Origin of the sequence: Variovorax sp. PDC80, from assembly GCF_900115375.1 — a bacterium.
Lineage (GTDB): Bacteria > Pseudomonadota > Gammaproteobacteria > Burkholderiales > Burkholderiaceae_C > Variovorax.
Map to the genome: position 1 here is coordinate 784,364 of NZ_FOWG01000001.1, position 26,088 is coordinate 810,451.

Annotated in this window: 20 protein-coding genes; 16 read left to right on the forward strand and 4 right to left on the reverse strand. The window is 69.7% G+C overall.

The features are described 5' to 3' along the window. Positions 1–155 precede the first annotated feature (155 nt). The 8 genes from BM109_RS03490 to BM109_RS03525 all read left to right on the forward strand — a co-directional run bounded on the left by BM109_RS03490 (position 156) and on the right by BM109_RS03525 (position 11,061). Positions 156–782: a response regulator gene (locus BM109_RS03490; RefSeq protein WP_177239234.1), complete on the forward strand. Its 627-nt coding sequence runs from the start codon at positions 156–158 to the stop codon at positions 780–782. Positions 783–799: 17 nt separating this feature from the next. Beyond that, complete coding sequence (locus BM109_RS03495; protein ID WP_093340567.1) at positions 800–2,596, forward strand: ATP-binding response regulator; 1,797 nt, start codon at positions 800–802, stop codon at positions 2,594–2,596. Positions 2,597–2,934: 338 nt separating this feature from the next. Then, complete coding sequence (locus BM109_RS03500; RefSeq protein WP_093340568.1) at positions 2,935–5,463, forward strand: CehA/McbA family metallohydrolase; 2,529 nt, start codon at positions 2,935–2,937, stop codon at positions 5,461–5,463. 182 nt (positions 5,464–5,645) lie between these two features. Beyond that, entirely contained in the window at positions 5,646–6,974 is a 1,329-nt protein-coding gene (locus BM109_RS03505; protein ID WP_093340570.1) for a C4-dicarboxylate transporter DctA, read from the forward strand. A 20-nt stretch (positions 6,975–6,994) separates the two neighbouring features. After that, on the forward strand, positions 6,995–7,702 hold the full coding sequence (locus BM109_RS03510; RefSeq protein ID WP_093340571.1) for a GntR family transcriptional regulator: 708 nt from the start codon (positions 6,995–6,997) through the stop codon (positions 7,700–7,702). Between the two features lie 101 nt (positions 7,703–7,803). Further along, positions 7,804–8,943 (forward strand): AI-2E family transporter, encoded by a 1,140-nt coding sequence (locus BM109_RS03515; RefSeq protein ID WP_093340573.1) that lies wholly within the window; start codon positions 7,804–7,806, stop codon positions 8,941–8,943. A gap of 140 nt (positions 8,944–9,083) precedes the next feature. Then, positions 9,084–9,545: a DUF2141 domain-containing protein gene (locus BM109_RS03520; RefSeq protein WP_093340575.1), complete on the forward strand. Its 462-nt coding sequence runs from the start codon at positions 9,084–9,086 to the stop codon at positions 9,543–9,545. Between the two features lie 10 nt (positions 9,546–9,555). Beyond that, positions 9,556–11,061, forward strand: a complete 1,506-nt coding sequence (locus tag BM109_RS03525; protein ID WP_093340576.1) for a carotenoid oxygenase family protein — start codon at positions 9,556–9,558, stop codon at positions 11,059–11,061. 16 nt (positions 11,062–11,077) lie between these two features. On the opposite strand, the gene BM109_RS03530 is transcribed toward BM109_RS03525, so the two are convergent. Further along, on the reverse strand, positions 11,078–11,980 hold the full coding sequence (locus tag BM109_RS03530; protein WP_057591557.1) for a LysR family transcriptional regulator: 903 nt from the start codon (positions 11,978–11,980) through the stop codon (positions 11,078–11,080). Between the two features lie 130 nt (positions 11,981–12,110). Between BM109_RS03530 and gcl the strand changes: the two genes are divergently transcribed. The 3 genes from gcl to BM109_RS03545 are packed head-to-tail and all read left to right on the forward strand — an operon-like array spanning position 12,111 to position 15,674. Then, positions 12,111–13,904: a glyoxylate carboligase gene (gene gcl / locus BM109_RS03535; protein ID WP_057591558.1), complete on the forward strand. Its 1,794-nt coding sequence runs from the start codon at positions 12,111–12,113 to the stop codon at positions 13,902–13,904. Positions 13,905–13,944: 40 nt separating this feature from the next. Then, complete coding sequence (hyi, locus tag BM109_RS03540; RefSeq protein ID WP_057591559.1) at positions 13,945–14,730, forward strand: hydroxypyruvate isomerase; 786 nt, start codon at positions 13,945–13,947, stop codon at positions 14,728–14,730. Between the two features lie 35 nt (positions 14,731–14,765). After that, the gene (locus BM109_RS03545) at positions 14,766–15,674 is read left to right on the forward strand and encodes a 2-hydroxy-3-oxopropionate reductase (protein ID WP_057591560.1); all 909 of its coding nucleotides are present in this window, start codon (positions 14,766–14,768) and stop codon (positions 15,672–15,674) included. 9 nt (positions 15,675–15,683) lie between these two features. Here the strand turns inward: BM109_RS03545 and BM109_RS03550 are convergent, their stop codons facing one another. Then, positions 15,684–17,024 carry an NAD(P)/FAD-dependent oxidoreductase gene (locus BM109_RS03550; RefSeq protein ID WP_093340589.1) on the reverse strand — a complete coding sequence of 447 codons (1,341 nt, stop codon included), beginning with the start codon at positions 17,022–17,024 and terminating at the stop codon, positions 15,684–15,686. A gap of 255 nt (positions 17,025–17,279) precedes the next feature. Between BM109_RS03550 and BM109_RS03555 the strand changes: the two genes are divergently transcribed. Beyond that, the gene (locus BM109_RS03555) at positions 17,280–19,580 is read left to right on the forward strand and encodes an NADP-dependent malic enzyme (protein ID WP_093340591.1); all 2,301 of its coding nucleotides are present in this window, start codon (positions 17,280–17,282) and stop codon (positions 19,578–19,580) included. A gap of 24 nt (positions 19,581–19,604) precedes the next feature. Here the strand turns inward: BM109_RS03555 and BM109_RS03560 are convergent, their stop codons facing one another. Then, on the reverse strand, positions 19,605–20,669 hold the full coding sequence (locus tag BM109_RS03560) for an S-methyl thiohydantoin desulfurase domain-containing protein (RefSeq protein ID WP_093340592.1): 1,065 nt from the start codon (positions 20,667–20,669) through the stop codon (positions 19,605–19,607). 48 nt (positions 20,670–20,717) lie between these two features. Then, on the reverse strand, positions 20,718–22,340 hold the full coding sequence (locus BM109_RS03565; protein WP_093340594.1) for an OPT/YSL family transporter: 1,623 nt from the start codon (positions 22,338–22,340) through the stop codon (positions 20,718–20,720). 162 nt (positions 22,341–22,502) lie between these two features. On the opposite strand from BM109_RS03565, the gene BM109_RS03570 reads away from it, so the two are divergent. The 4 genes from BM109_RS03570 (at position 22,503) to BM109_RS03585 (ending at position 26,086) form a co-directional block, all read left to right on the forward strand. Next, a complete protein-coding gene (locus BM109_RS03570) occupies positions 22,503–23,276 on the forward strand; it encodes an IclR family transcriptional regulator (RefSeq protein ID WP_093340596.1) in 774 nt (257 codons plus the stop codon). A 144-nt stretch (positions 23,277–23,420) separates the two neighbouring features. Beyond that, the gene (locus BM109_RS03575) at positions 23,421–24,455 is read left to right on the forward strand and encodes an ABC transporter substrate-binding protein (RefSeq protein WP_093340597.1); all 1,035 of its coding nucleotides are present in this window, start codon (positions 23,421–23,423) and stop codon (positions 24,453–24,455) included. Then, on the forward strand, positions 24,455–25,306 hold the full coding sequence (locus BM109_RS03580; RefSeq protein ID WP_093340599.1) for an ABC transporter ATP-binding protein: 852 nt from the start codon (positions 24,455–24,457) through the stop codon (positions 25,304–25,306). Before BM109_RS03575 ends, BM109_RS03580 begins: the two co-directional genes overlap by 1 nt. 9 nt (positions 25,307–25,315) lie before the next feature. Continuing rightward, on the forward strand, positions 25,316–26,086 hold the full coding sequence (locus tag BM109_RS03585; RefSeq protein WP_093340600.1) for an ABC transporter permease: 771 nt from the start codon (positions 25,316–25,318) through the stop codon (positions 26,084–26,086). Positions 26,087–26,088: the final 2 nt, after the last annotated feature.

A 26,088-nucleotide genomic window follows, 5' to 3' on the forward strand; every position in this document is an offset into this window, starting at 1 on the left:
TGATGAAGGCGCTTGAGCGTCATCTGCCGACCATAGTTTTTCCGCGCCCGCCGCACATCCCCTCATGCGAGGGGCCAACGCGCCGCCAGCCCCCTCGATGGTGTAAAAACGCGGCCGCGCAGCCAGCACCGGCCCCGCGCAGGGAGAGGCACAAGATGAAGATTCTTGTCGTGGACGACCACGCACTGTTCCGTGCGGGTCTGCGTCTGCTGCTCGCCGGCATGGAAAGCCGCGCGGCCGTCTACGAGGCCGCCACCCTCGGCGAGGCGACCGCGCTCGCCGCCGAGCATCCCGATCTCTCCGTCTGCCTGCTCGACCTCACGCTCGCGCGCGAACGCGGCCTCGATGCGCTCACGGCCTTCAAGGCGGCCGCGCCCGATGTCGCCGTGGTGATCGTCTCGGCCACCAGCGATCTCGCGACCGTGCATGCCTGCATCGATGCCGGCGCCATGAGCTTCGTGCCCAAGAGCATGCCGCCCGCGACCCTGACGCAGGCGCTGCAACGGGTGCTGGCCGGCCAGATCCATCTGCCCGAGGAAGTGCTGAGCACCGTCGCGGTGGCACCCCGGCGCCCGGCGCTGAGCCCGCGCGAGCTCGACGTGCTGCGCGGCCTGGCCCGGGCCCTGCCGACCAAGACGATCGCGCGCGAGCTGCGGCTGTCCGAATACACCGTCAAGGAATACATACGCGGGCTGTTCGAGGCGCTCGACGTCCACAACCGGACCGAGGCCGTGATCACCGCGGGGCGGCTCGGCCTGCTGGACCTGCCGCGTCCTTCCTGAACCGCGGCGGGGACAGCGTGCCAGCCCTCCCCGACCCCGCGGCAGAGGCCTCGTTCCAGCGCGAACTGCTGCGGGAGTTCGTCGAGCTGCATGCACGCGTCACCCTGCGCATTCCGCTGGTTCAGGCCCTGCTGGTCGGTGGCTCGGCCTTCGTGCTGCTGCCGCAGGTGCCGCTCGTCGAGTTCGCGCTGTGGGCCGTCGCGGTGCTGTGCATGGAGGGCGCGCGCGCCGCCCATGCCTGGCATCTGCTGCGGCGGCTCTCCCGCCTCGACCTGCGCAAGGCCCTGCGCCAGCAGGTCGCCCTGGGCTTCCTGGCCGGCGCCGAGGCCGGCGTGATGCTGCCGCTGTTCAAGACCGACCTCAGCGCGCTGAACCAGACCTTCCTGACCTTCATCCTGGTCGCGCTGCCGGCCATCGGGGTCGCGGTCTCGATCTCCTCGCGCCTGCTCGCCGGCGTCTACGCAGCCGCCATCCTCGTGCCCACCTCCACCGCCTGGGTGTTGCTGCATCCCGAGCACCTGCAGGCCACCACCGCGATGACCATGGCCTACATGCTCGCGCTGCTGTTCGCAGCCAACGAGAACGAGAAGCTGCTCACGCGCTCGGTGGCGATCCGGCGCGAGCGCGACGAGATGGTGCGCCACCTCGAGCGCAGCAATGAAGAGGTCCAGGCGGCGGTCACGCGCGCGGAGGCCGCGGCGCTGGCGCGCACGCGCGTGCTCGCGGCCGCGAGCCACGACCTGCGCCAGCCGCTGCACGCGCTGTCGGTCTACAGCGCGATCCTGGCCGCGAGCCCCACGCCGGCCACGCTGGACGAGGTCGCCGCGCACATCGACCAGCTGGTGCGTTCGCTCGGTGCGCTGCTGCACGGGCTGCTCGACCTGTCGCAGCTCTCCTCGGGCCACTACGTGCCGGTGCGGCAGCGCTTCGCGCTCGACGCGGTGATCGCGAGCGTCTGCGCCGAATTCGAGGCGGCCGCGGCGACCAAGGGGCTGTACTTCACGCGCGAGCTGCGGCCCGTCACGCTCGAGAGCGACCCCACCGCGGTGCTGCGCATCGCGCGCAACCTGATCGACAACGCCATCAAGTACACCGAGCGCGGCGGCCTGCGCGTGCGGCTGCGGCACGACGGCCTGTGCGCCATCCTGGTGGTGGAGGACAGCGGCAGGGGCATCGCCCCCGCGGAGCACGACCGCATCTTCGAGGAGTTCTACCAGCTCGGCAACGCGGGCCGCGACCGCAGCCAGGGCGTGGGCCTGGGGCTGGCGATCGTCGAGCGGCTGGTCGTGCTGATCGGCGCGCGCATCTCGCTGCGCTCGCGGCTCGGCGCCGGCAGCCGCTTCGAGGTGCGCATGCCCGGCGTGCACGAGACGCCGCCGCCCGTGGCCGCGGCCGTGCTGCCACCGCCGGCCGCCGCGCTCGAGGCCACGACCGGCGGCCGGCCGACGGTCTACCTGGTCGACGACGAACCCGACATCGTGCGCGGCATGACGACCCTGCTGCAGGCCTGGCAGCTCGAGGTGCGCGCCGCCCTCGATGCCGCCGGCACGGCGGCGCTGTTCGACGCCGGCGGCTGCCCCGACCTGCTGATCGCGGACCTGCGGCTGCGCGGCAACGAGCACGGGCCGGCGCTGGTCGCGCGGCTGCGCGAACTGCATGGCGAGTTTCCGGTGGTCTTCATCACGGGCGAGACCTCGTCCGAGGCCTTGCGCGAGGCGCGCGCCACGCGCTGGCCGCTGCTGCACAAGCCCGTGGATGCGCAGACCTTGCGCGCGACGATCGAGTCGCTGCTGGCACCGTCGGCCCGGACTTGAGTTTTATTTATCTGAGTTGAAAATTAGACTGAATATTTTTCATGTCGATGTAACGAACAAACACCATCCTTTGGTTTTCATTTCGACGGAACTCTTCCCGCAGCGCAGCCCTGCCTTGCGGAACCCGTCTTCTTTTCCAGAGGTTCACGGTGTTCACGACGCCCCAGTCTTTTTCCAAACGCTTCCTCGCGGTGGCCTGCGCAGTCTTTCTCGCCTCGTGCGGGGGCGGCTCGGGCAACAGCGGATTCGCTTTTCTTCCTCCGCCCGCCGACCAGGGTTCGGGGGGCTCCGGCGGCCCCGGCACGCCTGAGGACCCGAACGCGCGCCACGCCGCGGCCGTGAGCCTCCAGGGCGACGGCCACGGCGACGTGGAGTCGCTCGACACCGCGCTCGCCTGCGACACCCAGTGCAGCGCCGACTACGCCCAGGGCACGAGCGTCAAGCTCATCGCCACCGCCGCGCGCGGCTCGGTCTTCGACGGCTGGCAAGGCGCCTGCGAAGGCACCGAGGTCTGCGAACTGAAGATGGACGAGGCCCGCAACGTGGTGGCGAAGTTCTCGCTGGCCGCGAACGCCGCGCCCACCGGCACCTGGTTCAAGGGCGACACCCACGTGCACGACGACCACTCGGACGACGGCAGCGCGCCGCGCCAGCTCAACAAGGACAAGGCCAAGGGCAACCTCTCGCTGGCCGACCAGATCGGCCAGGCCGGCCGCACCGGCCTGGACTTCGTGCCCTTCACCGACCACCGCACCTACGACCAGCACTACGACCCGCTGTGGGAATCGTCGTCGCTGCTGCTGATCCGCGGCGAGGAAGCCAACGGCAAGCCGCACGCCATCGCGCTCGGCGGCGTGGATTCGGTCGAGCAGGGGGCCATGCATCCGGACCGCGCGCAGTTCGCGCTGGTCCAGCAGTCGATCTGGGATGCGCATTCCCAGGGCGCCATCTGGTCGGTCGCGCATGCCGACGACGGCGAGACGAATGCCGACGGCACGCCCAACGTGAACGCCAACGTGCAGGGCGTCAACCTGGTCGAGGTCTGGAACCGCTCGAAGAGCCCGGACAAGCAGATGGACTACGCCGAGAATCGCTGGAACGCGGGCTTCCGCTTCGGCGTGGCCGGCGCCAGCGACAACCACTTCCGCGAGTACTGGGGCGCGCCCTATCTCAACAGCCCCGGCATGCCGGTGACCAAGGTGCTGGCCAAGGGCTACAACGAGCGCGGCATCCTCGAGGCGCTGCGCGCGGGCTACACCAGCCTGTCGATCAACCCGACCGGCCCCGGCGTCTCGATGACCACGGACCTCAAGGGCGGCGGCTACACCGCCATGAGCGGCGACGAGGTCTTCGTGCCCGCGGGCACCACCGGCCACCTGCGCATCGGCGTGCAGCGCGCCGCCGGCATGGACGTGCTGCTGTTCCGCATGCCCGGCAAGAGCGCCGGCCCGATGAAGACCTTCAAGCCGACCCGCGACGACGAGACCTACACGGTCGACATCACCGCCGGCTCGCAGCCCGACTGGTACCGCGTCGAGGTGCGCGGCATCAACGTGCCGATTCCGCCGGCCGCGGCCGCGATGGAGCTCAAGGCGGCCGTGTCGCCGATCTTCGTCTCGCCGGCACCGGTCGAGGCCAAGGCCGAGATCGCCGTGCCGAAGGAAGACAGCGTGGCCGACGGCGCGCTGCGCGTCGCCGGTGCGCGCGGCGACTTTGCCGGCTTCCCCGACCTCGTGACCGCCGACGGCGTGACGCACGTGGTCACCGAGATGCATGGCGATGCCACCAGCACGGTGGTCTACCGCCGCCGCGATGCCAAGGGCGTCTGGAGCGATGCCGGCCAGACGCTGAGCGGCAAGGGCCAGGCGCGCTTCCCGCGCGTGGCCGTGCGCGGCAACGACGTCTGGGTGGCCTGGGAGGAAGACGCGGTGCAGGTGCCGCATCGCCCGGTCATCAACCTGCGCCATTCGGCCGACGGCGGCGCGACCTGGGCCTCGACCGACACCGTGCGCTCGCTCGAGGGCCGTGCCGAGCATCCGGACATCGCCGTGGCCGCGAGCGGCAAGCCGGTGCTGGCCTGGCAGGAGATCCAGGCCGACCAGCCCTTCGACATCATGGTGCAAGAGGTCGGCACCGACGCGCAGCCGCGCAACCTCTCGCGCGCCGGCAAGTCGGTCGACGCCGGCGTGCTCGACGACACGCGCTCGCCGCACTACCCGGCTTCCGTGCTGCCGAACCTGACGGTCGCGGCCGACGGCCGTGTCGCCGTGGCCTGGCAGGACAACCGCAACGACCAGGATCCGCTGTGGACCGGCGCCGCCGCCTACGGCGACGGCTCGAACCCCGACGACTGGCAGGTGCAGGTCGCGGTGCGCGACGCGGCCGGCGCGTGGAAGACGCCCGTGAGCCTCGGCGCCACCGACCGCGCCGATCGCCACCCCGACGTGATCTTCGGCGGCAACGGCGACCTGGTCGTGGCCTGGGAAAGCAAGGAGCAGGAGCCGGCCGGCAAGAACATCGCGGTGCTCGCGGCGGTGTCGGGCGACGGCGGCGCGACCTTCTCGGCCCCCACGGTGCTGGCCGCGGAGCCGACCACCATGAGCCAGCGCCCGCGCCTGGGCGTGGACAAGGACGGCTCGGTGCGCGTGGTCTGGTTCGACTCGCGCTCGGCCGACTGGCGCTGGCGCGTGATGACCGCGGTCTACAAGAAGCCCGCGGGCTGGGACACCGGCACGCTGCTCAAGGGCTCCGGCATCAACACCTGGCCCGTGACCTCGGGCGGCGTCATCGCCTTCGCGAGCACGCGCAATGCCACGCGGCTGCAGCGTGACCAGACGCAGCAGGTGTTCCTGTTGTCCGCGAAGTAGGCGGACCCCGCTTTCGAGCCCGATGCCCCGCCGATGCGGGGCATTTTTCATGGGGCCGATGCCTGAAGAAAGGGCTCCCACAGGCCCGGGAATACCCTCTGCCAACCCAGGCCCTTTCTTGCCTACATTGCTTGTATGCAAGATTTCCGACGACTTGCATGCAAATAACACAGGAGATTTCCATGCGTCGTTTCACCCGCTCCCTGTTCGGCCAGGTCGTGCTCGCCCTGCTGATCGGCGTGGTGCTGGGCCTGCTGGCCCCGCAGTTCGCCGTCAAGCTCAAGCCGCTGGGCGACGGCTTCATCAAGCTGATCAAGATGATCATTCCCGTGCTGGTCTTCTGCGTGGTGGTGCACGGCATCGCCGGCGCGGGCGACCTGAAGCGCGTGGGCCGCGTCGGCGTGAAGGCGCTGATCTACTTCGAGCTGCTCACCACCATCGCGCTGGCGATGGGGCTGGTGCTGGCCTTCGTGTTCCAGCCCGGCGTGGGCATGAACGTCGATCCGGGCAAGCTCGATCCAGCCGCGATGAGCGCCTATGCCTCCAATGCCGACAAGCTCACCAGCGGCGGCACGGTCGAGTTCCTGATGAAGCTGATCCCCACCACGGTGGTGAACGCCTTCGCGACCGGCGACGTGCTGCAGGTGCTGCTGTTCGCGGTGCTGTTCGGCTGCGCGCTGTCGCTGCTCGGCGAGCGCGGCAAGCCGGTGGCGGTGGTGGTGGACGCGCTCTCGCTGGTGCTGTTCAAGATCATGGGCATCCTCATCAAGCTGGCGCCGCTGGGCGTGCTCGGCGCGATCGCCTTCACGGTGGGCCAGTACGGCGTGGGCTCGCTCAAGCAGCTCGGCATGCTGATCGCGCTGTTCTATCTCGCGGTGCTGGTGTTCGTGTTCGTGGTGCTGGGCTTCGTGATGCGCATGTCGGGCTTCAGCCTGTGGAAGCTGCTGCGCTACCTGCGCGAAGAGCTCGCGATCGTGTTCGCCACCACCTCGTCGGACAGCGTGCTGCCGCAGATCATGGCCAAGCTGCGCCGCATGGGCATCCGCGACTCGACGGTGGGCCTGGTGATCCCCACCGGCTACTCGTTCAACCTCGACGCCTTCTCGATCTACATCACGCTGGCGGCGGTGTTCATCGCGCAGGCCACCAACACGCCGATCACGATGACCGACCTGCTGACGATCCTCGCGATCTCGCTGGTCACCTCCAAGGGCGCGCACGGCGTGCCGGGCTCGGCGATCGTGGTGCTGGCCGCCACCCTGCATGCGATTCCGGCCATTCCCGCGATCGGGCTGGTGCTGGTGCTGTCGGTCGACTGGTTCATGGGCATCGCGCGCGCGCTCGGCAACCTGATCGGCAACTGCGTGGCGACGGTGGCGATCGCCGCCTGGGAAGGCGACATCGACCGCGAGCGCGCCCATGCGGTGCTCGACGGCCGCGTGGCGCCCGATGAACCGGCGCTGGCAGAATCCGGCGCGCCGCCCGTCGGCGCCGCCCTCGAACGCCACTGAAGCAAGCCGCCCCGCCACCGATGAGCACCACCGAAGTCAGCCCCACCGTCATCGCCGAGCGCGTGGTCGAGGCGATCCTCGCGCAGAAGCTCGCGCCCGGCGAGCGGCTCGGCGAGCAGGCGCTGGCCGAGAACTTCGCGGTCAGCCGCACCATGGTGCGCGAGGCGCTGATGCAGCTGCAGGCGCGCGGCTTCGTCGAGGTGCAGTCGCGCCGCGGCTGGTACGTGGTCGAGCCCTCGGCCGAGGAAGCGCGCGACGCCTTCCGCGCGCGCCGCATCATCGAGTCGGGCATCCTCTCGGAGCCCGAGGGCCGGCCGCTGGCGAAGGTGATCCGCAAGCTGCGCGACCACATCGCCGACGAGCAGCGCGCGGTGGAGGGCGCCGACGCCGCCACCCGCGCCTTCCTGCTGGCCGACTTCCACGTCTGCCTGGCCGAGCAGCTCGGCCACCAGCTGCTGGTCGACGTGCTGCGCGACCTGACGGCGCGCACCACGCTGGCGGCCACGCTCTACCAGTCGAAGCACGAGGCCGGCCAGTCCTGCGCCGAGCACGAGGCGATCGTGGCCGCGCTCGAGCGCGGCGACAGCGCGCGCGCGCGCAGCCTGATGCTGGCCCACATCGGCAACGTCGAGCGCGCGCTCGAGGTCGAGGCCAGCGCCGAACCCGATGCCTCGGCACGGCTGCGCGCCACGCTGGCGCCGGTGGCCTTGCCGCGCGCCAAGCGCTGAGAAACGTGCATTAGGTCCGCGCCGGCCGCCGGCGGGGGCGCACGAAGGGGCCCGCGACTACAGAGGCGGCCCGGCGGGCTCGGCTACAGTCCGGGTCAACCATGAACTCTCCCCAACTCCAGCGCGGCGTGTTCCTCGCCCTGCTCGCCGTCGTCACCGTCGCCTTCCTGTGGGTGCTGATGCCGTTCTTCGGCGCGGTGCTCTGGGGCGTGTCGCTCGCGATCCTGTTCACGCCGCTCTACAAGTGGCTGCTCAGGAAGATGCGCGGCAAGCCCAACGCGGCGGCGCTGTCCACGCTCGCGATCTGCCTGGTGATCGTGATCCTGCCGCTGGCGATGATCGGCGTGTCGCTGGTGCAGGAAGTGGCGCTGGTCACGCAGAGCATCCGCTCGGGGCAGATCAACTTCGCGGCCTACTTCCAGCAGATCCTGGCCGCCACGCCGCAGTGGCTGCTGAACCTGGTCGAGCGCTTCAACCTCGGCGACGCGGCGGCCTGGCAGGCGCGCATCTCGACCATCGCCGGCCAGGGCAGCCAGCTGATCGCGAGCCAGGCGCTGGCCATCGGGCAGAACACCTTCGACTTCGTGGTCAGCTTCTTCGTGATGCTGTACCTGCTCTATTTCCTGGTGCGCGACGGCGCCTCGCTGTCGAAGACCATGCGCGACGCGCTGCCGCTGGCCAAGCCGCACACGCACTACCTGCTCAACAAGTTCACCACCGTGATCCGCGCCACCATCAAGGGCAACGTGGCAGTGGCGGTGGCGCAGGGCGCGCTCGGCGGGCTGGCCTTCTGGTTCCTCGGCGTGCAGGGCGCGCTGCTGTGGGCGGTGCTGATGGCCTTCCTGTCGCTGCTGCCCGCCGTGGGCGCGGCGCTGATCTGGGGCCCGGTGGCGATCTACTTCCTCGCCACCGGCCATTTCTGGCAGGGCGGCATCCTGATCTTCGTCGGCGTGTTCGTGATCGGCCTGGTCGACAACATCCTGCGCCCGGTGCTGGTGGGCAAGGACACGCAGATGCCCGACTACATCGTGCTGATGTCCACCATCGGCGGCATGGCGATCTTCGGCATCAACGGCTTCGTGATCGGGCCGGTGGTGGCGGCGCTGTTCATGGCGGCATGGAGCCTGTTCGCCGATTCGGGCCACGTGGGCACGGGCCACGAAAAGCCGGCCGACGAGGCCGAGGATGGCCGCCACCACGGCCAGCACGGCGGCCAACACAAGGGCCAGCACAAGGGCTGAAGCCGGCTGTGGGGGCCGGCCGTTCGCGCCGGCCTGCGCGCATTTCGCGCGTGCATTCGCGCATTCCGTCGCATGGCGCTGGGCAGCGGCCGCCGCCTTTGGGATCGTCGGGTCTTCCATCCACCACGACGAGGACCGCCATGCACCTTCCCGCTTTCCTGCCCCGCCCGGCCGCGCGCACCCTGTACGCCGCGACCGCCGTCGCCGCCCTCGCGGCCGCCACGCTCGCGCCGCTGAGCGCGCGGGCCGCCGACCTCAGCCTGAACGTGGCCGAGGGCCCGGCCACCGAGGCCACGCTCTACATCGCGCTGTACGCCGATGCCGCCAGCTTCGGCGCCAGCAAGCCGCTGGCCTCGCAGAGCCTGCCGCTGCGCGAGGGCAAGGCGCGCGTGGTGTTCGCGGGCCTGCCGCCCGGCCGCTATGCGGTGCGCGCCTATGCCGACGAGAACGGCAACGGCAAGCTCGACACCAACCTCGTGGGCCTGCCGACCGAGCGCTACGGCTTCTCGAACGATGCCAAGGGCAAGCTCGGCGCGCCCGACTTCGAGGCCGCGGCGATCGGCGTCGACGCCGACCTGCAGAGCGCCATCCACCTGCGCTGAGGAGGCCGCCATGCAACGACGCGAACTGCTGCGCCTGCTGGCCGGCACCGGCGCCCTGCCCCTGCTCGCGCCCTGGGCCCGAGCGGCCGGCGCGGCCGGCGAGGAGAACTGGCAGGCCCAGTTCGAGGCCGCCGACGCCCCCTGGAAGATCGGCTTCGCCACGCCGCCCGGCGACCTGCCGCCGACCCGCGCCACGGTGCGCGGGCGCTTCCCCGACGCGGTGGCCGGCACGCTGTTCCGCGTCGGCCCCACCGGCCACGACCTGGGCGGCGAGCGCTACCACCACTGGTTCGACGGCGACGGCATGGTGCACCGCTTCGCGATCGCGGGCGGCGAGGTGCTGCACCAGGGCCGCTACGTGGCCACCCCCAAGCGCGTGGCCGAGCTGCGCGCCGGGCGCCGGCTGGTCGAGGCCTTCGGTACCGTGCCGCCCGGCGCGGAGCCGCCGGCCTCGCCCGACGCGATGAACGTCGCCAACACCAGCGTGCTGCCGCTGCAGGGCGAGGTGCTCGCGCTGTGGGAAGGCGGCTCGGCCACGCGCCTCGATGCGCGCACGCTCGACACGCTGGGCCTGAAGACCTGGCGCGCCGACCTCGCGGGCATGCCGTTCTCGGCCCATCCGAAGGTGGACCCCGACGGCACGGTGTGGAACTTCGGCGTGAGCTCGGGTGCGAGCCTGCTCGCGCTCTACGAGATCGCGCCCGAGGGCACGCTGCGCCGTGCCGCCGCGGTGCCGGTGCCCGACCTGCCGATGGTCCACGACTTCGCCGTGACCGAGCGACACCTGGTGTTCCTGATGCCGCCGCTGGTGTACGACGGCAAGCGCAAGGAGGCCGGCGCCAGCTTCCTCGATGCCCATGTCTGGCGGCCCGAGCTCGGCATGCGCGCGCTGGTGGTCGACAAGCGCGACTGGGAGCGGCGCCAGCTGCTGACCCTGCCGGCCGGCTTCCTGTTCCATGTCGGCAATGCCTGGGAGGAGGACACGCCGCGCGGCCCGCGCATCCACATCGACTACGTGCGCACCGAGGATGCCGAGTCGGTGTTCACGACCAACCGCGAGCTGATGCGCGCGCACCGCGTGCGCCAGAACGAACCGCGCCTGACCGTCGCCACGCTCGACCTGGCCGCCGGCCGGGCCACGCAGAAGGTGCTGCCGCAGGAGGCCGAGTTCCCGCGCATCGATCCGCGCCGCGTCGGCCTGCGCCATCGCCAGGTGATCCATGCCACGCTGACGCGGCCCGACGTGCCGGGCTTCCAGGCGGTGGCGCGCACCGACGTCGAGAGCGGCCGCAGCGAGCGCTTCGTCCATGGCGCGCAGTCGATCGTCGAGGAGCATGTGTTCGTGCCCGACGGCAGGAAGCCGGGCTGGGTGCTGGGCACCTCGCTCGACTTCGGCCGCAAGTGCACGGTGCTGTCCTGCTTCGCGGCCGACCACCTCGCCGCGGGGCCGGTGGCGCAGGCCACCTTGCCCTATGCGCTGCCGCTGGGGCTGCACGGGGCCTTCGTGAAGGCCTGAGGCGCGAGGGGACGCCTCAGGCGTCCCACCAGCCTTCGTCGAAGCGCCCCTGCAGGAAGGCCACGAAGCTCGACACCTTGCCCGGCACCAGCTTGGGCGAGGGAAAGACCGCGTGGATCTCCTGCTCGGGCAGCGCATGGTCGGCCAGCACCGCGCGCACCTTGCCCGCGGCCAGCGATTCGCTGGCCACGTAGCGCGGCATCAGCGCGATGCCCAGGCCGTCGCGCGCGGCCGCCAGCACGGCCGAGAGGTTGTTGGAACGGAAGCGGCCCGACACCGGCACCGTCACCGGCTCGCCCTTGGGCGTGTGCATGCGCCAGAACTCGTCGCCCACCACGCTGCTGTAGATCAGCGCCACGTGCGCGCTCAGGTCCTGCGCGCGCCTGGGCGTGCCGTGCTTCTTCAGGTAGGCCGGCGAGGCGACCATGGCCCAGGGGTTGGCGCCCAGGTAGCGCGCGCCCAGCGAGGAATCGGCCAGCTTGCCCATGCGCACCGCCACGTCGATGCCCTGCGCGATCAGGTCCACGTAGCGGTCCTCGAAGCTCAGGTCGATCTGCACCTGCGGATACCGGCGCATGTACTCGAGCGCGAGCGGCACCACCACGCGGCGGCCGAAGGCCACCGAGGTGCCGACGCGCAGCAGGCCCTGGGCCTGGTTCTGGCGCAGCTGCACCACGCTGTCGGCCTCCTCGGCGTCGCGCACGATCGACTTGCACTTCTCGTAGTAGAGCGCGCCGGGCTCGGTGAGGCTCACGCCGCGCGTGTTGCGGTTGAGCAGCCTTACTTTCAGGCGCGCCTCGGTGGCGGCGATCTGCTTGGTCACCGTGGGCTGGGTGGTGTGGAACTCGAGCGCGGCCTTCGAGAAGCTGCCGGTCTCCACCACGCGCACGAACATTTCCATTGCCAACAGCCGGTCCATCGCCACTCCTTCGGATCGCCGCCATCCTAATCACTTATTCCGCAATGGAATAGGTTTTATGGTCCCGTGCCGTCTTCTTGGAATCCGCCCCGCTTCCTACAGTGGACCCAAGCTTTCAAGGAGACTTTCAATGGCAAAGATGACCGCGGTCCAGGCCGCCGTGCTGGTGATGGAGAAGGAGGGCGTGACGCAGGCCTTCGGCGTGCCCGGTGCCGCCATCAATCCGATGTACTCGGCGCTGCGGCAACGCGGCAGCATCGCGCACATCCTCGCGCGCCACGTCGAGGGCGCCTCGCACATGGCCGAGGGCTACACCCGCGCCGTCGCCGGCAACATCGGCGTGTGCATCGGCACCTCGGGCCCCGCGGGCACCGACATGATCACCGGCCTGTACTCGGCCTGGGCCGACTCGATCCCGATCCTGTGCATCACCGGCCAGGCACCGCGCGCGCGCCTCTACAAGGAAGACTTCCAGGCGGTCGACATCGAGTCGATCTCCAAGCCGGTCACCAAGTGGTCGGTGACGGTGCGCGAACCCGGCCAGGTGCCGCAGGTGTTCCAGCAGGCCTTCCACCTGATGCGCTCGGGCCGCCCGGGCCCGGTGCTGATCGACCTGCCCTTCGACGTGCAGATGGCGCAGATCGAGTTCGACATCGACAGCTACGAACCGCTCAAGCCCTACAAGCCGGCCGCGAGCCGCGCCCAGATCGAGCGCGCGATCGAGATGCTGAATGCGGCCGAACGCCCGCTGATCGTGGCCGGCGGCGGCGTCATCAACGCCGACGCGAGCGAACTGCTGGTGCGCTTCGCCGAAGCCACCGGCGTGCCCGTGATCCCCACGCTGATGGGCTGGGGCTCGATCCCCGACGACCATCCGCTGATGGCCGGCATGTGCGGCCTGCAGACCAGCCACCGCTACGGCAACGCCACCATGCTGGCCTCCGACTTCGTGCTGGGCATCGGCAACCGCTGGGCCAATCGCCACACCGGCTCGGTCGACGTCTACACCAAGGGCCGCAAGTTCGTGCACGTGGACATCGAGCCCACGCAGATCGGCCGTGTCTTCACGCCCGACTTCGGCATCGTCTCCGATGCCAAGGCCGCGCTCGAGCTGTTCGTGCAGGTGGCCGAGGAGATGAAGGCCGCGGGCCGGCTGCCGAGCCGCCGCGAGTGGGCCAACGCGTGCATCGAGCGCAAGAGGACCATGCTGCGCAAGACCAACTTCGACGAAGTGCCGATGAAGCCGCAGCGCGTGTACCAGTGCATGAACAACAACTTCGACAACGACACCTGCTACGTCAGCACCATCGGGCTGTCGCAGATCGCCGCGGCGCAGTTCCTGCACGTCTACAACCCGCGCCACTGGATCAACTGCGGCCAGGCCGGCCCGCTGGGCTGGACCATTCCCGCCGCGCTCGGCGTGCGCGCGGCCGATCCCACGCGCAAGATCGTCGCGCTCTCGGGCGACTACGACTTCCAGTTCATGATCGAGGAGCTCGCGGTGGGCGCGCAGTTCAAGCTGCCCTACATCCACATCGTGGTCAACAACTCCTACCTCGGCCTGATCCGCCAGGCGCAGCGCGGCTTCGAGATGGACTACTGCGTGCAGCTGGCCTTCGACAACATCAACGCGGGCCCCGACGCCGGCATCGAGAGCAGCTACGGCGTGGACCACATGAAGGTGGTCGAGGGCCTGGGCTGCAAGGCGATCCGCGTCAACCGCCAGGAAGAGATCGCCCCCGCGATCCGCCGCGCCGAGGCACTGATGGCCGAGCACGGCGTGCCGGTGGTGATCGAGGTGATGCTCGAGCGCGTGACCAACATCGCGATGGGCACCGAGATCGACAACATCACCGAGTTCGAGCCGCTCGCGGAAACGCCGGCCGATGCACCCACCGCCGTGGCGGCGGTGCTGCTGGACTGAGCACGGGCCATTACCGGATCGATTCGAAGGACCACACACCATGCCCAAGTTCGCAGCCAATCTCACCATGCTCTTCACCGAGCTGCCGTTCCTGCAGCGCTTCGAGGCCGCCGCCAAGGCGGGCTTCGAGGCGGTGGAGTACCTGTTCCCCTACCCCTTCGAGAAGAAGGATCTCACCGCCGCGCTGCGCGCCAACGGCCTCGTGCAGGTGCTGCACAACCTCCCGGCCGGCGACTGGGACAAGGGCGAGCGCGGCATCGCCTGCCATCCGGACCGCACCGGCGAGTTCCGCGAAGGCATCGCGATGGCCATCGACTACGCCACGGCCCTCGGCTGCCCGCAGGTCAACTGCCTGGTCGGCAAGGTGCCGGCCGGCGTGAGCCACGACATCGCCCACCGCACGGTGGTCGAGAACCTGCGCCTCGCCGCGTCCGAGCTCGAGGCGGCGGGCATCCGCCTGCTCATCGAGCCGATCAACCCCTTCGACATTCCCGGCTTCTTCCTCAACCGCACCGAGCAGGCGATCGCGCTGATCGACGAGGTGGGCTCGGCCAACCTGCGCGTGCAGTACGACATCTACCACGCGCAGCGCACCGAGGGCGAGCTGGGCAACACGCTCACCAAGCACTTCGCGCGCATCGGCCACATCCAGCTGGCCGACAACCCGGGCCGCGGCGAGCCGGGCACGGGCGAGATCAACTACCCGTGGCTGTTCCAGCACATCGATGCGCTGGGCTACGACGGCTTCATCGGCTGCGAATACAAGCCGCGCGCCACCACTGTCGAAGGCCTGGGCTGGCGCGAGGCGCTGACCCGCGCGCAGTGAACGACGACACCACAAGATTCAAGGAAACCTCAGACATGACGCAACAAGCATCGCAACGCATCGGATTCATCGGCCTGGGCATCATGGGCGCGCCCATGGCGGGCCACCTGCTCGAGGCCGGCCACCAGCTGTTCGTGAACACGCACGGCAACACGCCCGAGCCCTTCATCTCGCGCGCCACCATCTGCGCCTCGCCGGTCGAGGTCGCGCGCCAGGCCGACATCGTGTTCGTGATGGTGCCCGACACGCCCGACGTGGAGAAGGTGCTGTTCGGCGAACCGGGCCGCGACGGCGTGGCCGCGGGCCTGAGCAAGGGCAAGATCGTGGTGGACTGCAGCTCGATCGACCCGATCGCCACCAAGGGCTTCGCGCAGCGCATCGAGGCGCTGGGCTGCGGCTACATCGACGCGCCGGTCTCGGGCGGCGAAGTGGGCGCCAAGGCCGCGAGCCTCACGATCATGTGCGGCGGCGACGAAGGCACCTTCGGCCGCGTGCGTCCGCTGCTCGAGAAGATGGGCAAGAACGTGACGCTGGTGGGCGGCGTGGGCGACGGCCAGGTCTGCAAAGTGGCCAACCAGATCATCGTGGCGCTGAACATCGCGGCCGTGGGCGAGGCGCTGCTGTTCGCGAGCAAGGCCGGCGCCGATCCGGCCAAGGTGCGCCAGGCGCTGATGGGCGGCTTCGCGAGCTCGCGCATCCTCGAGGTGCATGGCGAACGCATGATCAAGCGCACCTTCGCGCCGGGCTTCCGCATCTCGCTGCACCAGAAGGACCTGAACCTCGCGCTGCAGAGCGCGCGTTCGCTGGGCGTGGCGCTGCCGCAGACGGCAGGCGCGGCGCAACTGATGAACGCCTGCGCGGCACTGGGCCATGGGCAGCAGGACCACTCGGCGCTGGTGCGTGCGCTGGAGGCGCTGGCGCAGCACACGGTGGCGCCGGACTGAGCCTGCGGCTCAGGTCTTCGCAGCCTCGAGGGATTCCTTGAGGTTGCGCCGCCGCCAGGCCCAGGTCTTGATGGCCTGCGGCAGGATGCCCAGGCAGGAGGCGTAGTAGGTCACCTTGAAGCCCCAGAAGCGCGGGCCGATGGGGGTGTCGCGGAACAGGTCGCCGGCCAGGATCGACAGCAGCGCCTCCTGCATGCGCCAGACGTTGCGCGGCGCCATGAACAGGCGCCGGATCGCCGGCGAGGTGATGCGGTAGATGAACCACGAGAACATCCTCGGCCCGCGCTTCATGACCTTCTCGTAGTGGCGGAACGCGCGCTCGGCTTCCCTGGCTTCGCCGCGCAGCCACAGGTCGGCGGCCGTCGCGGCCTCGAAGCCGCTGTTCATCGCGAGGTAGACGCCCGAGGAGAACATCGGGTCGACGAAGGCATAGGCGTCGCCCACCATCATGAAGCGGTCGCCGCGACAGAACTTGGAGTCGTAGGCGTAGTTGCCGGTGGCGGTGGCGCCCTCCATCAGCGTGGCGTTCTTCAAGCGCGCGGCCAGCTTGGGCGCGAGCGCGATGGTCTCCATCAGGAAGTCCTCGAGCGAGGCGCCCTGACGGCGCTTGAAGTAGGCCGGCGAGGCCACCGCGCCGACGCTCACGGTGCCGTCCTTGAGCGGGATGTACCAGAACCAGCCGTGGTCGAACCAGAACAGCGAGATATTGCCCTCGAAGCGGCCCGGCCGGCGCTCGGCATTGGCGAAGTGGCCGTAGAGCGCGGCGCTCGCGTGCTTGCGGTTGCGCTGCTTGGCGTCGAACTGGTTCGACAGCAGGGTGTCGCGCCCGCTGGCGTCGATCACGAAGCGCGGGCGCCAGGCGGTCTCGGTGCCGTCGTCGGCCTTGATCTTCACGAGCGGGCGGTTGTCGGGCGTGCCCTTGCCGGCGTCCATGTCGACGCCCGTGACGCGCTGGCCCTCGAAAGTCCGCGCGCCGCGCTTGCCGGCATGGCGGAACAGCAGCTCGTCGAACTCCGAGCGGCGCACGTGCACCGCGTACGGGAAGCTCTTGTCCATCGCCTCGCCGAAGTCGAAATGGCTGCTGTGGTCGTGCCAGGGCGAGACGAACTCGGCGCCGTGCTTGCGGATGCCGATGGCCTCGACCTCGGTGCGCACGCCGAGCCGGTCGAACAGCGGCATGTTCATCGGCAGCAGCGATTCGCCGATGTGAAAGCGCGGATGCTGCGCCTTCTCGAACAGCACCACGTCGTGGCCCTTGTCCGCGAGCAGCGCGGCCACGGTGGAGCCCGAGGGGCCGCCGCCGATGACCACGACGTCGGGTTCGGTGCTGGTGAAAGGTCCGGAAGTCATTCGCTGCAAGCCTCTTGTTGTCGTTCTGTCATGTGGAGGATGAAGCCGCCCTCGCGGCAGGGCCGCAACCGGCCGAAGCGCAGTTTAGCCAACCCTCGGGCCGCGTCGAACCCGTTTCGGGCCCCCGTTGCGGGCCCGGCGCACCCGCTCTCTCCCACGCCCGCTATGGGTTCAGGCTTTTTCGGCATCGCCCTGGCAAGAAGAGGTAGCGCTTTTGCGGTAGCCTCGTCGCCCGTAGAAACAAGGAGACTTTCCATGGCCGCCCCCCTGTCACCGGCAGAAGAAGCACTGCGCGAAGCTGCCCGTGAGTACCACCGTTCGCCCGTCAAGGGCAAGATCTCGATCACCCCGACCAAGCCCCTGCTGAACCAGCGCGACCTGTCGCTGGCCTATTCGCCGGGCGTGGCCTATCCCTGCCTCGACATCGCGGCCGATCCGTCCACCGCCGCCGAATACACCGCGCGCGGCAACTTGGTGGGCGTGGTCACCAACGGCACGGCCGTGCTGGGCCTGGGCAACATCGGCCCGCTGGCCGCCAAGCCCGTGATGGAAGGCAAGGGCTGCCTGTTCAAGAAATTCGCCGGCATCGACGTGTTCGACATCGAGCTGGCCGAGAACGACCCCGACAAGCTGGTCGACATCATCGCGGCGCTCGAGCCCACGCTGGGCGGCATCAACCTCGAGGACATCAAGGCGCCCGAGTGCTTCTACATCGAGAAGAAGCTGCGCGAGCGCATGAACATCCCGGTGTTCCACGACGACCAGCACGGCACGGCCATCATCTCGGCCGCCGCGCTGATCAACGGCCTGGAACTGGTCGACAAGAAGATCGAGGACGTGAAGATCGCCGTCTCGGGCGCGGGCGCCGCCGCCATCGCCTGCCTCGACGTGATGGTGGGCCTGGGCGTGAAGCCCGCCAACATCCACGCCTGCGACTCCAAGGGCCTGATCTACACCGGCCGCGCGGGCGGCTTCGACGAATCGAAGGCGCGCTATGCGCAGCCCGACACCGGCGCGCGCACGCTGGCCGACGTGGTGAAGGACGCCGACGTGTTCCTCGGCTGCTCGGCACCGGGCGTGATGACGGCCGACATGGTCAAGACCATGGCGCGCCAGCCGATCATCCTGGCGCTGGCCAACCCCGAGCCCGAGATCCGCCCCGAGCTCGCCAAGGCCGTGCGGCCCGACTGCATCATCGCCACCGGCCGCTCGGACTATCCGAACCAGGTCAACAACGTGCTGTGCTTCCCGTACATCTTCCGCGGCGCGCTCGACTGCGGCGCGAGCAAGATCACGGAAGAGATGAAGCTGGCCTGCGTGCGCGAGATCGCCGACCTGACCAAGGCCGACATCAGCGAGGAAGTGGCCACCGCCTACGCGGGCCAGGAACTGGCCTTCGGCCCCGACTACATCATTCCCAAGCCCTTCGATTCGCGCCTGATCCTGCGCATCGCGCCGGCCGTCGCCAAGGCCGCGCAGGCCTCGGGCGTGGCCACGCGCCCGATCGAGGACATGGATGCCTACCGCCAGCACCTGACGCGCTTCGTCTACCAGACCGGCATGTTCATGCGCCCGGTGTTCACCGCCGCCAAGCTGGCCACCGCCAAGCGCGTGGCCTATGCCGAGGGCGAGGACGAGCGCGTGCTGCGCGCGGCCCAGTACGCGGTCGACGAAGGCCTGGCACGGCCGATCCTGGTGGGACGCCCCGCCGTGATCGAGACGCGCATCAAGAAGGCCGGCCTGCACATCCGCCTGGGCACCGACTTCGAGGTGGTCGACCCCGAGGACGATCCGCGCTTCCGCATCTACTGGGAGAGCTACCACAAGCTCATGGGCCGCCGCGGCATGACGCCCGAGGCCGCCAAGGCCGCGGTGCGCCGCTCGAACACCGTGATCGCCGCGCTGATGATCCACCTCGGCGACGCCGACGCGATGATCTGCGGCATGGTCGGGCGCTTCGACGCCCACCTCGAGCACATCCGCGACCTGATCGGCCTGAAGCGCGGCGCGCCCGGCTTCGCGACCTTGAACGCGCTCACGCTCGACAAGCGCACCATCTTCATCACCGACACCAACGTGAACGAGGACCCGAGCGCCGAGATGCTCGCCAGCATCGCGCTGATGGCGGCCGAGGAGATCCACCGCTTCGGTCTGCCGCCGAAGGTGGCCTTCCTCTCGCACTCGAACTACGGCAGTTCCTCGCGCGGCTCGGGCCGCAAGATGCGGCTGGCGCGCGACCTGTTCGCGCAGATGGCGCCCGACATCGAATGCGATGGCGAGATGCACGGCGACGCGGCACTCTCCGAAGAGATCCGCCGCACCGCGCTGCCCGACAGCACGCTCTCGGGCGAGGCCAACCTGCTGGTGTGCCCGAACCTCGATTCGGCCCACATCCTCTACAACGTGCTGAAGATGACCGGCGCCAACGGCATCACGGTGGGCCCGGTGCTGCTGGGCGCCGCGAGCTCGGCCCACGTGCTCACGCCCTCGTCGACGGTGCGCCGCATCATCAACATGACAGCGCTGGCGGTGGCGAAGGTCACGGTCGACAAGTAAGCGGGTCGCTTCCTCGGAAGCTTCTCACGCAATGGCGTCCTCGGCGGGAGCGAAAGCTTCGCCGAGCGACTGCTCGAGCGGCCGGTAGAGCTCGGGCATGAACATGGTGCGCGACAGCAGCAGCCGCGCGCGCGGCGCGACCAGCACGCGCAGGCGCGCGCCCTCGCGCACATGGGCCGACACCACCGGCCGGCCTTCGTCCGAGAAGGTCATCACGAGATCGGGGAAGCGCGCGACGCGCCGGCCCTGCTGCTCGAGCAGCATGTACTCGTTGATGAAGCGCAGCACGGTGCGCGGTGCATCGTCGAGCTCGACCACGCCCACGTCCAGCCCCTCCTGCTGCTCGCAGCGGTAGCCGCGCACCGTGCCCTCGGCCACGATGCGGCCCTCGAGCGAGCGCGCCACGGCATCGACGCCGCCGTCGAGCCAGGCCTGGCCGAGCGCGATCGCATGACTGATCGCGCCGGGCGCGCCGTGCCGCTGCGCATAGCCCACCTCGACCGGATTGCGCGCCACCGCCACCAGGCCGCCCGCCTCCACCGAGGCGCGCCGCACCACGGCCGAGGTGCGCTCGAGCCGGCCCGACACCACGCCCTCGACGTAGCGCTGCGGCTCGCCACCCGCATAGGCCTGCACCGAGAGGTAGCCGGGCTCGGTGTGCAGGCCCAGCGCGCCCATCACGCTCGACGGATGGGCGCGGCCGTTGCAGGCCAGGTCGATCACGGGCAGGCCGCTCATCGCGGCATGGAACCAGCCGTTGACCGTGGTCTCGGCGCCGTTCTCGTTGGCATGCAGGCCGACCAGCTCGCGGCCCGGCGGCAGTTCGCGGCGCAGCAGCTCGAGCGTGCGCAGCAGGTGCGCGGGCTGCACGTGCGGATCGGGCGCGGCCGGCGCGCCGACCAGCGCCATGGTGGCGGTGAGCGCCGAGGGCTCGAACTCGTCGACGCTCCACAGCTGCGGCGTGCCGACCTGCAGCGCGAGCGTGGCGGCGCGCTCGCCGGCCGCGATCAGCCCGCCGCCGCCACCGCCGAGGATGGCGCCGCCCCAGATGGCCGCGCGGACGTCGTCGGGGGTCAGATTGCGTTTCATGGATCCGTTGCTCCTGTGTGTGACAAATAAGGGAAGAGAAAGGGGCGGCTACTTGCGCAGGCTCTTCACCGCGCCCGAGAAGAAGCTGTAGAGCGCGTCGCCCGCGATCACGCCGCCCGCGAACACCTCGAGCCGCTCGCGCGCGGCGCTGCCGAGCACGCGCTGCACGAGCAGCCGGCAGGCGATGCCGGCCGCGACCATCCAGCCGGCCAGCGGGCTCGCGATCAGCAGGCCGGTGGCGAACAGCACGCCGAGCTGCTGGCGCGCGCCGCCCGCGAGCTGCAGCAGCGCGCCCGGCACGGCCCACAGCGCGAGGTTGCGCGCGGTGTCGCCCGAGATGCCGGCCTGGATGGCCGCGACGTAGGCCGCGTTGATCGGCGCCGTCTGGTGGTTGGCGAAGAACAGCCGCCAGCTGCAGGCCACGACCACGATCGCCACCGCGAAGCCCACCATGCCGGCGATCATCTGTTCGCGCCGGCCCGCGGTCTCGAAGGCCGTGCCCGAGGTCTCGCCGCGCAGCAGGTGGCCGGCCTTGAGGTCGTAGCCCATGTCGGCGAAGGCCGGACCGGTGGCGGCCGAGAAGCCCGCGAGCACCACCAGCGCCTCGGGCGGAAAGCCGATCAGGATGCCGATCAGGAGCGAGATCAGCGCCACCGCGAAGGCCGGGAACCAGCCCGAATGCATGGCCGCGATGCCCACGATCAGCTCGTGCACGAAGGCCGCGAAGGTGCCGTAGAGCACGAAGCCCACGAGCATGCCCAGCGACATGCCGTGGTAGACGCCCGTGCCCACGGCCAGCAGCACCATGATCGCGAGGTAGCCGATGCCGCCCAGGCGCAGCGAGCGGCCCAGCGCGCGGGCACCGCGTGCATCGGGTGTAGCGGGCACGCCGGCCGTACCGTGCTTCTTCAGCACCACGCGGCCCACCTGCGCCAGCGCCACGATGCCGGCGCCGATCATCATCCCGTGCGGCAGGTAGAGCGCGCCGATGTCGATGCCGGTCAAGGGCAGTGCATGGCCGCGCACCAGCAGCCCGATGCCGAACGCGGTCATCGCGCCCAGGCCGCCGATCAGCGCCACGCCGAAGGCCGACATCGGCAGCTTGAACACCGCGCCCAGCGCGCCCGTGGCCAGTCCGCCCAGCAGCAGCCAGGCCTGCTTGCCGCCACCGTCGCCGGCCTTGATCGCCTCGGCCGCCGCGATGCCCAGCGGCCACGGGTTCTTCGCGGGGAAGGCCGGCGTGTCGAACATGCGGTAGAGCAGCCAGGCATCGAGCAGCATCGCGAGGCTCACGCCGACCAGCATCGGCACCACCATCTCGGGCAGGCCGAACAGGAACGGGATGCCGATCGGCAGGAACAGGCTGTTGGCCGCGCCGAAGGTGGCCGAGGAGATGCTGGTCTGCGCGAGGTTCTGCGCATGCACCGAGCGGAAGCCGCGGAACATGGCCAGCGGCACGCGCGCCAGGGTCATGGCCGCGAGCGCGCCGATCAGCGAGGTGCTCGGCGTGATGCCCAGGCTCGCGAGCATCTGGATGCCGACGATGGCGCCGAACACGCTGAGCACCAGCGTGAGGACCAGGTTGGCCGGTGCCAGGGCCTTGGGGTGCAGCGCGGGCGGGGTGTGGTCGTGCAGCGGCGCGAGCGCCGTGGCCTCGGTATCGATGCTCATCTTTTTTGGTAGTTCCATTTTTTGGAACTTGATGCAATAATGTTGAACCGCATCATAGGACCGGTCCGGGCGCTGTCAAGCGCGGTTCACCCGAGCCCGCACCCCGCCCCTGCCCTTGTCGCGCGCCGAACCTATGATTCCCTCGATCCACCGACCCCAGATATGAGCACCCTCGCCAACGCCATGGACGTCCTGAAACTGATCGCGCGCCTGCGCCGCGACATCACGGTGACGGACGTGGTGAACGAGCTCGGCCTGCCCAAGAGCTCGGCCTCGCGCACGCTGAGCATGATGGCCGGCTACGGTTTCCTCGACCGCGACGCCGCCACGCGCGCCTACCGCCCGGGCGGCGTGATCATGGAAGCCTCCTACCACTTCCGCGCCTCGCGCAACGCCGCCTCGCTGGTGGAGGAGGCGCTCGCCGCGCTGGTCGACCAGACCCGCTTCACGGGCTACATCAACGTGCTCGACGGCGCCGACACGCTGGTGATCCAGATGCGCGCCGGCGCGGGCGCGCTGCAGATCTACACGCCGCCGGGCAGCCGCGCGCCGGCCTACTCGAGCGCGATGGGCCGCGCGCTGCTCGCGCGCCTGAGCGACGCGGAAGTGACGGCGCTGCTCGGCGGCCGGCTCGACCAGGGCCGCGGCGACGCGCCGCGCACGCGCAAGGACCTGATGGCGCGGCTGGCCGTGATCCGCGAGACCGGCTGGGCCCTGTCGCGCGGCGAGTACGTGACCAACGTGGCGGGCATCTCGTCGGCCGTGTTCGACGCGGCCACGCGCCAGACCTATGCCTTCGGCGTCGCGCTGCCCGCCGAGCTGCTGTCGGAGCCGCTGGTCGAGCGCTACGGCGCCGTGGTGCGCGATGCCGCCGCGAACGTCGGCAAGCGCATCGGCGACCCGTATTGGCTCGCTTTCGGTGCCAACGTCCCCTGAATTTCGAAGGTTTTTCCCGTGTGCGGTGCAGTTTTTCGCTGGGCGCGCACCGCCTTGAATCGCGGGAAGGGTTCGCACCAATCACGTGCGGGCACCGTTTTTGCTTGAATCCGGAAGCATTCACCTTCACGGAACCAAGCCTGCATGAACAAGCGCCATCTGCTCCAGTCCTTCCTCGCCGCCTCGGCCCTGAGCTTCGGCCTGCCCTCGGCCTTCGCCCAGGCCACGACGCCGATCAAGTTCCAGCTCGACTGGCGCTTCGAGGGACCGGCCGCGCTGTTCCTGCATCCGGCCGCCAAGGGCTACTTCAAGGCCGCCGGCCTCGACGTGACCATCGACGCGGGCAACGGCTCGGGGGGCACGGTCACGCGCGTGGCCTCGGGCGCCTACGACATGGGCTTCGCCGATCTCGCGGCGCTGATGGAATTCCACGCCAACAACCCCGACAGCCCGAACAAGCCGGTCGCGGTGATGATGGTCTACAACAACACGCCGGCCTCGGTCATGACGCTCAAGAAGAGCGGCATCACCAAGCCCGCCGACCTCACGGGCAAGAAGCTCGGCGCGCCGGTGTTCGACGCGGGCCGCCGCGCGTTCCCGATCTTCGCCAAGGCCAACAACATCGGCACGGTCAACTGGACCGCGATGGACCCGACCCTGCGCGAGACCATGCTGATGCGCGGCGACATCGACGCCATCACCGGCTTCACCTTCACCTCGCTGCTCAACCTCGAGGCGCGCGGCGCCAAGACGGCCGACGTGGTGATCCTGCCCTACCCCGACTACGGCGTGAAGCTCTATGGCAACGTCATCATCGCCTCGCCCAAGCTCATCAAGGAGAACCCCGAGGCGGTGAAGAAATTCCTCTCGGCCTTCGCCAAGGGCGCCAAGGAAGTGATCGCCAATCCCGCGCAGGGCATCGAGTCGGTGAAGGCGCGCGACGGCATCGTCGACAGCAAGCTCGAGACACGCCGCCTGCAGCTCGCGATCGACACCGTGATCAACAGCGCCGACGCGCGCGCCGACGGCTTCGGCGCGGTCAACGCGGGCCGACTGTCGCTGATGGCCTCGCAGGTGTCGGACGCCTTCAACACCAAGACCCGCGTGAGCCCCGAGGCCGTGTGGTCCGCCGCGCTGCTGCCGCCGGCCGCCGAACTCAGCGGGATCCTGCGCAAGTGATGGCGGACGCTGCGAACGAGGCCGCCCCCTTCGTCGACTTCCAGGACGTCTGGCTCGCCTACAACGAGGAGCTGCTGCGCGCCAACCACTTCGCGGTCGAGGCCATCGACCTGAAGGTGAAGCGCGGCGAGTTCATCGCCATCGTCGGCCCCTCGGGCTGCGGCAAGTCGACCTTCATGAAGCTCACGACCGGGCTCAGGATGCCGTCGATGGGCCGCATCCGCATCGACGGCGCGCCGGTGACCGGGCCGCTCAAGATCTCGGGCATGGCCTTCCAGGCGCCCTCGCTGCTGCCCTGGCGCACCACGGTCGACAACGTGCTGCTGCCGCTGGAGATCGTCGAGCCCTACCGCTCGAACTTCAAGGCCAAGCGCAAGGCGTACGAGGAACGCGCGCGCCGCCTGCTGCAGAAGGTGGGCCTGGGCGGCTACGAGGACAAGTTCCCGTGGCAGCTCTCGGGCGGCATGCAGCAGCGCGCGAGCATCTGCCGCGCGCTGATCCACGAGCCCAAGATGCTGCTGCTCGACGAGCCCTTCGGCGCGCTCGACGCCTTCACGCGCGAGGAGCTCTGGTGCATCCTGCGCGACCTCTGGACCGAGCAGCGCTTCAACGTGATCCTGGTCACGCACGACCTGCGCGAATCGGTGTTCCTGGCCGACACGGTCTACGTGATGAGCAAGAGCCCGGGCCGCTTCGTGGTCAAGCGCGAGATCGAGCTGCCGCGTCCGCGCGAGCTCGAGCTCACCTACACCAAGGAGTTCACCGACATCGTGCTCGAACTGCGCAGCCACATCGGCGCGATCCGCGGCAATGCCGCCGGCGCGACCGGTGCCGCCGCGGTGGCGCACTGAGGAGCGGCCATGAAGAACAACAAGCAACTCGAACGCTGGTCGCCGTGGCTGCTGCTCGTGGCGGTGATCCTGCTGTGGCAGGTGATCTGCGCGGGCTTCGGCGTCTCGGACTTCATCTTCCCGAGCCCGCTGCGCATCTGGAACCAGTTCTGGGAGTTCAAGGAAATCATCGCGGGCCATGCCTGGCGCACCTTCTGGGTCACGATGGCGGGCTTCGGCCTCGCGATCGTGGTGGGCGTGCTGCTCGGTTTCGTGATCGGCAGCTCGCGCCTCGCCTACGCGGCCATCTATCCGCTGATGACGGCCTTCAACGCGCTGCCCAAGGCGGCCTTCGTGCCGATCCTGGTCGTGTGGTTCGGCATCGGCATCGGGCCCGCGATCCTCACGGCCTTCCTGATCAGCTTCTTCCCGATCATGGTCAACATCGCGACCGGCCTCGCCACGCTCGAGCCCGAGCTCGAGGACGTGCTGCGCGTGCTCGGCGCCAAGCGCTGGGACGTGCTCATGAAGATCGGCCTGCCGCGCTCCATGCCCTATTTCTTCGGCTCGCTCAAGGTCGCGATCACGCTGGCCTTCGTGGGCACCACGGTCAGCGAGATGACCGCCGCCAACGAAGGCATCGGCTACCTGCTGATCTCGGCCGGCTCGTCGATGCAGATGGGCCTGGCCTTCGCGGGGCTGATGGTGGTGGGCGCGATGGCGATGCTGATGTACGAGCTCTTCAGCGTGGTCGAGAAGCACACCACGGGCTGGGCGCACCGCGGGTCGCAGAACCAGTGAGG